The following is an 11,153-nucleotide window of genomic DNA, read 5'->3' as shown; positions in this document are numbered from 1 at the left end:
GCCATTTAATTTTATGAAATTCTCCTCACCCTTGCCCATAAAAAGCACGTAATCATAAGGCTTTGCCATCCTAAGCGCCGCTTCGATGGCCTCTTTTCTATCTTTGATTAGGGTGTAGGACCCATAATTTTCCGCCATTCCGCCGACTATATCTTTTGAAATATTTTCGTAAGTGTCAAATTTGGGGTCATCTGTAGTTACAATTGCATATACTCCATAATCTGAAACTGTCTTTCCGATTAGGTTCCTAAATTCAGCGTTCCTGTCACCTTGGATACCGAAAACCGCAATTTTTTTCTTATCTTTTGGTAGGCTTTTAAAAATTTCTTCAAAGGCCTTTGGTGTGTGGGCAAAATCTACGATTATATTTAGGCCCTTGTCATTTTCTATATATTCAAACCTAGAGCCTACTCCTGGAAAATCAGTTATTAGCTCACTTAATTGTGTTAGACTAGCTCCCAAAGCCTTTAGGGTAGAAATCGCTGCCAGATAATTATTTAGTTCAAAGTCTGCGATTGACCTTATAAAAAAGTTTACTCCGTCAACCTTAAAAGAAATTCCCTTGTCGGTTTTTTCCACATCGGTCGCCCTGATGTTGGCCTTTTCATCCCTGCCAAAAGTTAAGGTCTTTGGGAAAAGTTCTACAGCCTTTTTGCCCCAAGGATCATCGATATTGGCTATAGTGATTTCAGAATTTTCAAAAAGAATCATTTTCGCCTTAAAATAGGCTTCCATAGTCTTGTGGTAGTCGAGGTGTTCGGTTGAAAGATTGTTAAAAATCCCTACTTTAAAGTGAACGCCAGCAAGTCTTTTTTGGACTAGACCATGGCTTGATGCCTCAAGGGTCAGATATTTAATTCCCTTTTCAAGGCACTTGCCAAGGACACGGTTAATTTCTGTAATATCTGGAGTTGTATTTGAGGTTTCAAATATTTCCCCACCCACATTTGCCCCGTCAGTACCAATATTGGCGCAAGGTCCAAAAATTTTTTCAATCAGATAGGCAATTAGTTTGGATGTGGTAGTCTTGCCATTTGTGCCTGTAACTCCGATTACAGCAAGTTTTTCTGATGGAAAACCTGTGATTTGATTTGAAATTTCTGCCAAAGTCTCCCTAGGGTCTTCGACTTTCAAATAGGTAATCCCTTCCCTATATTCCACTTCTTCTGTGTGGACAATTGCCTTGGCACCCTTTTTAATGGCATCGTCAATGTACTTATGGCCATCAAAAATAGAACCCTTGACAGCCACAAAAACAAAGTCTTCTTCTACTTTTTTGGAATTATTTGTTACTGCCTTGATTTCAAAATCCGCTCCGTGTCTTATGTCTAAATATTTTATTTTCTTAACTAAGTCGCTTAGTTTCATCAATGTATGATATATCCCTTCTTGGCTATTACTTCCCTAATTTTTTTGACATGGTCCATGCCATTGGTTTCTAGGGTTAGCTCTACATTTATATTTTTAAACCTGCTTGCAGCCTTGAAACCATCGTGTTCGATTGAAATTACATTAGCCTTGGTATCGGCAATTTCTGTTAAAAGTGCTTGGAGTTTGCCTGGTATATTTGGAAGCTCGACTTCAATCCTTGTAATCCTTCCAGTTTCGTAAAGTCCCCTGTCAATTAGTTGGGAAATAAAGGACATATCTATATTTCCACCAGAAACTAGGCAAACGACGTTTTTATTAAAGAAATTTAATTTATCAAGGGCTGCTAGTGGTAGGATGCCAGATGGTTCTGCGATTAATTTGTGTTTTTCAATTAATTTAATAAAGGCCATGAGGATTTCTTCGTCAGTTACTGTTATCCAGTCGTCAACATTATCCTTGCTAATCTCATAATTTAGCTTGCCAACAGTGGCTACAGCAGTTCCGTCAGCTATTGTATCGACTCCTTCAAGAGTTACAATGTGGCCTTGCTTTACTGCTTCTTTCATACTTCTTGCAGAATATGGCTCAACACCAATTACCTTAATTAATGGTGAAATTTGTTTCAAACACTTTGCCACACCAGAAATAAGGCCACCACCACCAACAGGAACTAAAACGTAATCTACATATTTGAGTTCTTCGACAATTTCAAGGCCGATTGTGCCTTGGCCTTCGATAACGTCTAGGTCATCAAAAGGTGGGATAAAAGTATAACCTTTTTCTTCGGCAAGTTTTAGGGCGTGGTCTTTGCATTCATCAAAACTTGCCCCGTGCAAAACTACTTCTGCACCATATTTTAAAGTGCCATCCACCTTGATCATTGGAGTGTGCTCTGGCATACAAATTACAGCCTTCATACCAAGTTTTTGGGCAGAAAAAGCTACACCTTGGGCGTGGTTGCCGGCAGAAGCTGTGATAATTCCCTTATCAGCAGACTCCTTATCGAGTTTTGATAATTTATTATAGGCTCCCCTTAGCTTGAAAGAACCTGTTTTTTGAAGGTTTTCTGGCTTTATGTATACATTGTTATTGGATGATTCAGAAAATACCTCAGAATAAATTAAATGGGTAGGATTTATTACCTCGTCAACTCTTTCTTTTGCTTTTTTAAAATCGAACATACGTTCCCCCTTAGTTTCTTAAGCACAAATTTAAGTAGGGTTTTTATAAACCTACTTTTCTATTCTAATTATAACACGTATTTGTAATTTTTTTAAGAAAAGTGTAAAATATAGTGAAGATTTCAGAAAATAAGAGGAAAAGAAATGAAATATATAAGAAACAAAACAATTTATCATTGGACTTTATTGGTTGGTCTAGCTGTCCTTGCCATTTCTTTTATCTTTAGGTATTCATATATAAATTTTTTGGGTTTTGATAGGCCCCTAAAGCTTGCATCCATGCTATGTGCAGGCCTTGGCACAATTGGTGCCCTTCTTGCCCTCATAGATGGGGTAAATAAAAATTTCGGAGATAGGATTTTAATTTTTGGCCTACTAAACCTAGTGATGACCTTCACCTATCCAATTTTACTTGTCACAGAAAAGGCCTTGGAACCAGCATCCAACCCCTATATAACAACAGCTCCAGACAAGGGCTACTCAACCAAATTCAAAAAAGACTCTTCCTTTATAATAGAAGGCGAACTTTATAAATTTCCTATAAAACTAGCTGACTTTACCAAAAACGGTTTCACCTACTCTTTAAAAGAAAAGAACAACCAGCTAGTTGCGACCATTTCAAGGATTGGAGAATCTTTCGAACCAAAACCAACCTGGTTTACAAATGGGGTTAACAACGAAATCTACAGGGAATTTTACCTCTTAGAGGCATCTTTCGACCCAAATACAGACAAGAAAAAAATCGAAAATGCTCCAATAAAAGACCTAAGTGCTTCTGTTATAAATACCAACAGAGACTTTGAAATTATGGGTATAAAGCTAGAAGATTCCATATACGATATAAAAAATAGGTTTGAAAAGGAATTAAGGGAGGATCCTGCCAACGAAAAATCCACAATCAAATCCTACTACCTAAATACAAGTGATGGCCATACTGTAAGGTTAGAAACCCTAAATGGCAACATCCAATCAATAAATATTTCCTAAGCCCATCCGGGCTTTTTTTATAAAAAAAATTATATTAGTATAATGATAACAAGAACGGAGCGAAGATGGAAAATATAGAAAAAACCCTAGTAGACCTATTTAAGGGAGACCTAGACTTTGTAAAAGAAAATAAAATAAATAAGGAAGTCCTATTTGCTAAAACCTACGCCTATGACGAAGAATTTCTAAAAAAAATCCTGGGAGAAAAACAATTAAAGACCAGATTTTTTAAGGACTTAGATGGGCTTTTAATCTTTAAAATCAATGAATTTTTATCTTTTATAGGCGAATCTGATTTAACTATAAAGGAAAAATCCCTAAAAAAAGGCCTTTCCTACACTTTTTATGAGAATAAGGCAGGGCTAAAGAATATAAATCTTACTTACAGGGACAATTTAGTTTTGAAAATGACTGGCGACATAGACTACAAGTTTAAAACCAAATTCCATGTTGCCTATATTCCCGGAAATAAGCCAAACGAAAAAATAAAACTTGGGTCCATAAAATTATATAAGGAAAGCGAAAGTTTTAGGGATACCAATGAAATATCCGACCTCAAATACCAAGCCTACGATATTTTAAAAGAAGATTTCAAAGAAGAGAAAGGCCTTATCCTTGTAGAAAAAAATGATATTCCAAAGCTAAAAACCTATATCACAATTTTTTCAAAGCCTTCTTATTATTTGAATATGTTGAAAATTTTAGGTAAGGAAAAAACAAAAGAAATCCTAAGAGACTTAAATGACTTGATTTTAAAAGATAGCTGGTATTTCTCAGATAAAAACATGGGCTACCACACCATAATCAAGGACTCCCTCCTTAGGGAATTTAATGGTTTTAACCTTTCTTTCCTAAAAATCGCCACAGTCCTAAATGATTTTGGGAAAACTGATAAAATTTTTGAAATTTTTGCCCATATAAATAAAAAAATCAAAAAATATCCAGACTTAAATATCATTTACGAATTTATAGCCAAGGCTCTCGAAGAATTGGCAACTTGTGATTTTAGCCAAAGTTCAAAGACCAAGGATTTTTATAAGACCTACTTATCCTGCCTAGAATACGAATTTAGGGATAGCCTGAATATTTTTGAAAAGCTAAATAATTTTTATAAGATTTTGCCCCAAGAAGAAGACAACCTCAGGCGTTTTGAAGAAGCCATTTCCTATGACATTGACAGGATTGTTGACCTTTTAACAGTAAAACCTACTGACTATGAAAAACTAAAAGACGCTGAAAATAGGATTTCAATTGGCCATTACACATCTCTTGATATCCTAGGCTACCTAATTGACGGTGATATTGAGGAAATTGACCAAATTTATAGAAACAAGCTAAGGCTAACCAACGCCAGAATGTTAAATGATCCTATGGAGGGCAAAGCCCTTTTTGAATACCTAAACGATGGTAACGAAGATTTTATAAACCTAAATAACTACGGCAACAACAAAATCTACCTCCTATCTGCATCAAGCATGGCAGATAGTCTCCCAATGTGGAAACAATACGCAGATGACACCAAGGGAGTTTTCCTTGAATTTTCCAAAGAATTTATAAAATCAATCATAAATGATAAAAAAATAAAGTTGGTCAAGGTCTTTTATATAGGAGAAAAAGCCTTCAATTACAATCAAAATTCCGATGAAATCAACGGTTTATTAAAGAAATTAAAGGTAGACTACGGAGCCTATATAGAAAAAATTGTAGAAATCTATAAAGAGGATTCGACCAATAAGAGTCAACTTTTGAGGAGTTTTAATAACGAAATTTTCCTCAAACTCGATAAGGTTTCCTACTATTTTAAGAAGGATTCCTATGCCTACGAGGGTGAGTATAGGATTGTTGTGGACCTTGATGAAGATGAAAGCCGTAACCATTTCAAAGAAATCAAATACCACAACCCAAACTTTCCCCTACCTTTTTTGGGCACCTACCTAATAGATTATGAATTAAGGTACCAAAGGCTAATCTTTGGGCCAAAGGCAATCGACAAAGACTATCTAGTTCCTTATATCAAATATTGCCTAGGTAAAGACATAGAAACAGTAAATTCCAACATCAAATACAGATGAAATACAAAATTTTTGGCAAATCAAAAGACCTGCTTATATGGCAGGTCTACTTTATTTCAATTTTTCTTCGATGACTTTTTTGTCAAAACCAACAATATCTTCGCCGTCGATATTAATTACAGGCACTCCCCTGTAACCCTTTTCGATAAGGTAATTTACAGCTTCCTTGTCTTCGTCAATGTTTCTTTCTGTAAATTCGATGTTATTTTCCTTAAAATACTGTTTAGCTGCCTTGCAAAATACGCAAGTGTTTGATGTATAAATTGTAATATCGTGCATAATAACCCTCTTTCTATTTTTCTATATTATTTATACCCAAATTTTCAAAATAATATATAATAATTTAAGGCTCCTGGCCCCAGGTTATCAATATACCCACTTTTTTTAAAATTAAAACTTAGGAGGCAAAATGAAGAATTTTACTTACAATGAATTAAAAAACCTACTTGAAATAGGCCATGAAATTGAATTTGTCTTTGAAGACATAAATTGTTCTATAAATAATTTAGGAGATGAAAATCACGAAGTTGCCTGGTTTTTTTCTACCAATCAAAAAGACGAATTTACCAATACTTTCCTTGCTGAATTTGACGATAGGAAGACCCTGCTCGAATCTCTAGATAAAATAAAAATCAAAGAAAAAAGCCTAGAAGAAATCATAGATCAAACGCTCTACGATCCTTCTAGCCTAACAATTTTCTAATTCATTTGCAACATTTATGAAATCATCAAGCGAAAGATTTTCTGCTCTTAGGTTTTCCTTAAGGCCCAAAGAATCAAGAACCCTTCTCAAATCATCTTTTTCTGCCACAGCCGATAGGGAATTTAGGATGGTTTTACGTCTTTTTAAAAAGCCTGCCTTTACTAGGGCGAAGAGCTTTTCCTTGTTTACTTTTTCATCATAAACCCTCAAATCAAGCCTTAAAACAGACGAATCTATCTTTGGCTGAGGCATGAAGACTGATTTTGGAACCTTGGTGAGAAGCTTCGCTTCAGAATAATATTTCACAAAGACAGACAAAGACGAATAATCCTTGTCTTTTTCTGTGGCAAGCATTCTGTCAGCCACTTCTTTTTGGACCATAATGGTCATAGACTGGCAATTGAGGTCTTCTTCAAAGATTTTTTCTATAATCGGAGTTGTTATATAGTATGGAAGGTTTGACACAAATTCAAAGGCTTCCCCAGCAAAATACTTGTCTTGAATTTCTTTTAAATCAGTTTTTAAAATGTCTTGGTGGATGATTGTTACATTTTCAAAATCGGACATATTTTCTTCTAGGATTGGAATAAGGCTCGAATCAACTTCAATTAGGACTAATTTTTTGCAAGTTTTGGCCATTTCATAAGAAATTGTCCCGATACCAGGACCTACTTCGATTACGTTTTTTCCTTCAATGTCAGCCCCATCTACGATTTTATCGACGAAATTTTTATCAATCAAAAAGTTTTGGCCCAAAGATTTGGAAAACCTGAATCCGTAGAGGTCGATTATGTCCTTTACAACCTTTGGTGAATATAATTTTCTCATAAAGATCTTACCGCCCTTTCAAATTCTTCACGGCTTACTCCAAAGGAATTAAGCTTAGCCAAAAGTCCCTTGGAATTATAGTAGCCAATCCCCAACAAATCGCCAAGTTTAGCTCTTTTTTCTCGAGACCCGTCGCCAATTGATAGACCATTTTTCACAAGATCTGCCATGGTAAATTCTTCCCTGCGAATGGTTTCTTCTGCCTTGGCTCTTTTTAGGGCAGCTATAATTACCTCAGGATCTGCATTTTCCACACCCAAATCACCCTTTTTGATAGCTTTTTTCCTGTCAATGTAGGCGTGTTTAGCAGTTGGGATGTGACGAGCAATCCTTGCCCTAATTCTTTTGCCTGCATAGTCGGGGTCGGTTAGGATAATTATCCCACACCTGGCATTTATTTCTTCAAGCCTTTTTATAAGGTCATCTCCAAAGGCAAGTCCGTTTGTCGCAATCATTTCGCAGTCTACTGCCCTTTTGACGTTGGCTATATCATCTTTTCCTTCAACTACAATTGTCTCTTTTATCATAGGTTAAAAAACTCCCTGGCATTTTTGCTTGTCCACTTGGCAACTTTTGACAATTTCATTCCCCTAATTTCCGCAATTTTTCTTGCCACTTCTATAATTTTTCTAGGATCATTTCTAAGGCCCCTATAAGGCTCTGGAGTAAGGTAGGGACTATCTGTTTCTAGCATGAGTCTTTCAATTGGAACAAGAGCTGCCGCCTGCTTTTCGTTTAGACCAGTATTGTAAGTCACAACTCCTCCGATTGAAATATAAAACCCCCAATCCATAAAAGTTTTTAAAGTTTCTTCATCTGTCGAAAAGCAATGGATTTGAACTTTTAAGTCCTTATAATTTGATAAAATCTCCATGATATCTTCTGTCGCTTCCCTATTGTGGATTACAACCGGTTTTCCTAGTTTCCTTGCCATATCAAGTTGAGCTATAAAAACTTTTTTCTGTAAATCTTTGGTTTCTGTTGTCCAATAATAATCAAGGCCAATTTCTCCTATTGCTACAGCATCTTTTGCGAGTTTTTCAATCTCAGCGAGGTCGTTTTCTCCCATTTCCTCCACATCTGAAGGGTGGATTCCTACCTGGGCATAAAAGTTTTTAAATTCCTTGGCAAGCCTTATATTTTCCCTTGAATTTTCTAGGTTAACCCCCGGATTAATTACAGCTTCTATAGAGAAATTAGACAGGTCTCTTAGGATAAAGAGCCTGTCTTCATTAAATTCTTCGCTTGTTAAATGAGCGTGTGAATCAATTAAATTCATTAAGAAACCTTACTTCCTGGTTTGATGTCAGCGAGGGTTGAAAGCATGGTCAAGTCTTCGCCAAAGTCTGCTGCTAAAAGCATACCTTGGGATTCGATTCCTCTCATCTTCCTTGGAGCTAGGTTTTTAACAACTATTACATTTTTGCCGACTAAATCTTCTGCCTTGTACCATTTTTTGATGCCTGATACAATTGTCCTTACTTCAGAACCTATATCAACCTTGAAAACTAGGAGTTTATCAGCATTTGGATGGTCATTTGCTTCGATAATTTTTCCTACAACTAAGTCTAGTTTGGTGAAATCTTCGTAGGTAATTTCTGGTTTTACTTCCTCTTCTACTGCTGGTTCTTCTTCTTTTTTATCAGCAAGTCTTTCGTGGATTAGGGCGTTGTTTTTTTCGTGAAGTTTTACAAGTTCTTCTTCTACATCTAGCCTATCAAAGAGGTTTTTGCCCTTAGTTACTTTTGCACCTTCTTCTAGAAGACCAAATTCCTTAGCAGATTCAAAGCCCTTGTTGTCTGTGCCAAGTTTTTCAAGGATTAATTTTGTAGTATCCTTCATAGTTGGCTCTATTAGTTGGGCTACAATCCTCAAAGTCTCTGCAAGGTTATATAAAACCCTATTTAGTCTTGGAAGATTTTCCTCATCACGACCTAAAATCCATGGCTCAGTTTCGTCTACATATTTATTGGCACGACGGATTAATTTCCAAATTGTTTCAAGAGCTTCGTTGAATTTGAAAGCATCCATTAATTCTATAAATCTTACATAGGTTTCCTTGGCAAGAGCGATTAATTCATCGTCAAATTCGCCTTCTTCTGTACCTTTTTCAATAAGACCACCATTGTATTTTGAAATCATTGAAGTTGTTCTTGAAACAAGGTTACCAAGGTCATTTACAAGGTCTGAGTTGTACCTATCCATAAATTTCTTAGAAGAAAAGTCCCCGTCAGATCCAAAGTTAAATTCCCTAAGCATGAAATATTTTAGAGCGTCATTGCCGTAAAGTTCTACAAGTGGCTCTGGATACATGATATTGCCCTTGGACTTACTCATCTTGTCGTTTTCAAACAAAATCCAACCGTGGGCAAAAACTTTTTCTGGAAGTGGAAGGTCAAGGGCCATCAAAAGTGCTGGCCAAATAATAGTGTGAAACCTCACTATATCCTTACCGATTAAATGAACGGATGCTGGCCAATACCTATTGAATTTCTCCTTATCATCTCCGTAACCAATGGCAGAAAGGTAGCAAGATAAGGCATCTATCCATACGTAGACAACGTGTTTACTATCAAATGGCACATCAACTCCCCAGTCAAAGGAAGTCCTTGTTACAGAAAGGTCCTCAAGCCCCTTGTTTATAAAGTTATTAAGCATTTCCTTCTGCCTAAAAGCAGGCTCAAGAAATTCTGGGTGGTCTTTAAATAATTCTTTGAGTTTATCTGCATATTTGGATAATCTAAAGAAATAAGTTTCCTCTTCTTGGTAATTTACATCCCTACCACAATCAGGGCACTTTCCGTCTTCAAGCTGGCTTTCAGTCCAAAAAGTTTCGCAAGGTGTGCAGTAATATCCCTTGTATTCTCCCTTATAAATATCACCTTGTTCATAAAGTTTGTTGAAAATATCTACTACGTCTTTTTCGTGTTGTTTACCAGTTGATCTTATAAAGGTATCGTAGTTAATATCAAGCTTTTCCCATAATTTTATAGTTTCAGCTGCGATTTTGTCTACAAATTCTTGAGGCTCCTTGCCGTGAGCGTGGGCAGATTCCATAATCTTTTGGCCGTGCTCGTCAGTGCCTGTTACAAGGTAGGCATCGTAGCCTAAAAGAGTCTTATATCTTTTTAAAACGTCTGCAATTATTGAAGTATAGGTATTTCCTATATGTAAATTTGAATTTGGATAATATATTGGTGTTGTAATATAATAAGGTTTTCTATCTGTCATAATAATCCTTTCATAATTCTAATGAATATACTTATTTTATCATACTTCAACCCAACCTATAAATCATTAGGAATTTACGCTTTTAACTTTCTATTTCATATTAGTTTTCCTATCAAATAAAAATTCACAAAAATATCTAAGATAAATTTCTAAAATATTTTGTGATAATAATAATCATTATTGATTATTTTAAAAAAATGTGCTATACTATAAAAGTAAAATATATATAATGAGGTGAAAATATGAAATTAACCCAAGAAATAAAAGATTTAATCAGTGAACAACTTGCTTATATGGCAACTGTTGATGAAGATGGCAACCCTAATATAGGACCAAAGAGAACTATGAGGGTTCTTGATGATGAGCATCTCATCTATTGTGAAAATACCGATGGCAAGCACCATGCCAACATCAAAAATAACGGCAAGGTAGCTATTGCCTTTGTTAAAAGAGAAGACAACAAGGGCTTTAGGATTGTGGGCACAGCCAAATCTTATACAGACGAAGAGCATATGAACCTAGCCAAGGAAAAGGCAGGCGTTATGCCAAAGGCTGCAGCTGTAATCATAGATATAGAAAAAATCTACACCCTTGATTCAGGTCCAATCGCAGGAAAATTATTAGAAGCATAAATTTATTCCCATAGTTATTAATAGTTCTACAAAAAATCTGGTGCGTGAAATTCATGCACCAGATTTTTTCTCTCTTTATTTATTTTTTCTCTTTTTGTTTTTAAATCCCCGTTATTTATATGCTTTGATTTATAAAAAATTTTTACAA

At 35.6% G+C, this 11,153-nt stretch carries 11 protein-coding genes; 4 read left to right on the top strand and 7 right to left on the bottom strand.

Annotated elements, in window-relative coordinates:
• Together RQ907_RS01590 and ilvA are read right to left on the bottom strand one after the other, a co-directional pair.
• Positions 1–1,368 (bottom strand): UDP-N-acetylmuramoyl-L-alanyl-D-glutamate--2,6-diaminopimelate ligase (locus RQ907_RS01590; protein ID WP_311491658.1); only part of this gene is annotated, 1,368 nt, incomplete at its 3' end.
• Complete coding sequence (ilvA, locus tag RQ907_RS01585) at positions 1,368–2,552, bottom strand: threonine ammonia-lyase (RefSeq protein WP_311491657.1); 1,185 nt, start codon at positions 2,550–2,552, stop codon at positions 1,368–1,370. The genes RQ907_RS01590 and ilvA, both read right to left, overlap by 1 nt.
• A 144-nt stretch (positions 2,553–2,696) precedes the next feature.
• Here ilvA and RQ907_RS01580 point away from each other — a divergent pair, with 144 nt between their 5' ends.
• Together RQ907_RS01580 and RQ907_RS01575 are read left to right on the top strand one after the other, a co-directional pair.
• A complete protein-coding gene (locus RQ907_RS01580) occupies positions 2,697–3,539 on the top strand; it encodes a hypothetical protein (protein WP_311491656.1) in 843 nt (280 codons plus the stop codon).
• A 65-nt stretch (positions 3,540–3,604) separates the two neighbouring features.
• Positions 3,605–5,611 (top strand): site-specific DNA-methyltransferase, encoded by a 2,007-nt coding sequence (locus RQ907_RS01575; RefSeq protein WP_311491655.1) that lies wholly within the window; start codon positions 3,605–3,607, stop codon positions 5,609–5,611.
• Between the two features lie 51 nt (positions 5,612–5,662).
• Here the strand turns inward: RQ907_RS01575 and RQ907_RS01570 are convergent, their stop codons facing one another.
• Entirely contained in the window at positions 5,663–5,890 is a 228-nt protein-coding gene (locus tag RQ907_RS01570) for a glutaredoxin family protein (RefSeq protein ID WP_311491654.1), read from the bottom strand.
• A gap of 130 nt (positions 5,891–6,020) precedes the next feature.
• On the opposite strand from RQ907_RS01570, the gene RQ907_RS01565 reads away from it, so the two are divergent.
• On the top strand, positions 6,021–6,314 hold the full coding sequence (locus RQ907_RS01565; protein WP_311491653.1) for a hypothetical protein: 294 nt from the start codon (positions 6,021–6,023) through the stop codon (positions 6,312–6,314).
• Here RQ907_RS01565 and rsmA read toward each other — a convergent pair.
• The 4 genes from rsmA to metG are packed head-to-tail and all read right to left on the bottom strand — an operon-like array spanning position 6,300 to position 10,373.
• On the bottom strand, positions 6,300–7,142 hold the full coding sequence (rsmA, locus tag RQ907_RS01560) for a 16S rRNA (adenine(1518)-N(6)/adenine(1519)-N(6))-dimethyltransferase RsmA (protein ID WP_311491652.1): 843 nt from the start codon (positions 7,140–7,142) through the stop codon (positions 6,300–6,302). The genes RQ907_RS01565 and rsmA overlap by 15 nt on opposite strands.
• The gene (gene rnmV / locus RQ907_RS01555) at positions 7,139–7,669 is read right to left on the bottom strand and encodes a ribonuclease M5 (RefSeq protein WP_311491651.1); all 531 of its coding nucleotides are present in this window, start codon (positions 7,667–7,669) and stop codon (positions 7,139–7,141) included. Before rnmV ends, rsmA begins: the two co-directional genes overlap by 4 nt.
• On the bottom strand, positions 7,666–8,421 hold the full coding sequence (locus RQ907_RS01550) for a TatD family hydrolase (protein WP_311491650.1): 756 nt from the start codon (positions 8,419–8,421) through the stop codon (positions 7,666–7,668). The genes rnmV and RQ907_RS01550 overlap by 4 nt, the downstream gene beginning before the upstream one ends.
• Positions 8,421–10,373 carry a methionine--tRNA ligase gene (gene metG, locus RQ907_RS01545; RefSeq protein ID WP_311491649.1) on the bottom strand — a complete coding sequence of 651 codons (1,953 nt, stop codon included), beginning with the start codon at positions 10,371–10,373 and terminating at the stop codon, positions 8,421–8,423. Before metG ends, RQ907_RS01550 begins: the two co-directional genes overlap by 1 nt.
• A gap of 242 nt (positions 10,374–10,615) precedes the next feature.
• Between metG and RQ907_RS01540 the strand changes: the two genes are divergently transcribed.
• A complete protein-coding gene (locus RQ907_RS01540; protein ID WP_311491648.1) occupies positions 10,616–11,005 on the top strand; it encodes a pyridoxamine 5'-phosphate oxidase family protein in 390 nt (129 codons plus the stop codon).
• Positions 11,006–11,153 lie beyond the last annotated feature (148 nt).

This window comes from uncultured Anaerococcus sp. (assembly GCF_963510575.1).
Classification (GTDB): Bacteria; Bacillota; Clostridia; order Tissierellales; family Peptoniphilaceae; genus Anaerococcus.
Note: the sequence above shows the minus strand (reverse complement) of the source record. Positions and strands in the feature narration are given on the sequence as shown.

Coding starts and splice junctions, on each gene's coding strand:
- ilvA (WP_311491657.1), bottom strand. CDS start 2,552: ATGTTCGATTTTAAAAAAGCAAAAGAAAGAGTTGACGAGGTAATAAAT.
- RQ907_RS01575 (WP_311491655.1), top strand. CDS start 3,605: ATGGAAAATATAGAAAAAACCCTAGTAGACCTATTTAAGGGAGACCTA.
- RQ907_RS01540 (WP_311491648.1), top strand. CDS start 10,616: ATGAAATTAACCCAAGAAATAAAAGATTTAATCAGTGAACAACTTGCT.
- RQ907_RS01565 (WP_311491653.1), top strand. CDS start 6,021: ATGAAGAATTTTACTTACAATGAATTAAAAAACCTACTTGAAATAGGC.
- rnmV (WP_311491651.1), bottom strand. CDS start 7,669: ATGATAAAAGAGACAATTGTAGTTGAAGGAAAAGATGATATAGCCAAC.
- RQ907_RS01550 (WP_311491650.1), bottom strand. CDS start 8,421: ATGAATTTAATTGATTCACACGCTCATTTAACAAGCGAAGAATTTAAT.
- RQ907_RS01570 (WP_311491654.1), bottom strand. CDS start 5,890: ATGCACGATATTACAATTTATACATCAAACACTTGCGTATTTTGCAAG.
- RQ907_RS01580 (WP_311491656.1), top strand. CDS start 2,697: ATGAAATATATAAGAAACAAAACAATTTATCATTGGACTTTATTGGTT.
- metG (WP_311491649.1), bottom strand. CDS start 10,373: ATGACAGATAGAAAACCTTATTATATTACAACACCAATATATTATCCA.
- rsmA (WP_311491652.1), bottom strand. CDS start 7,142: ATGAGAAAATTATATTCACCAAAGGTTGTAAAGGACATAATCGACCTC.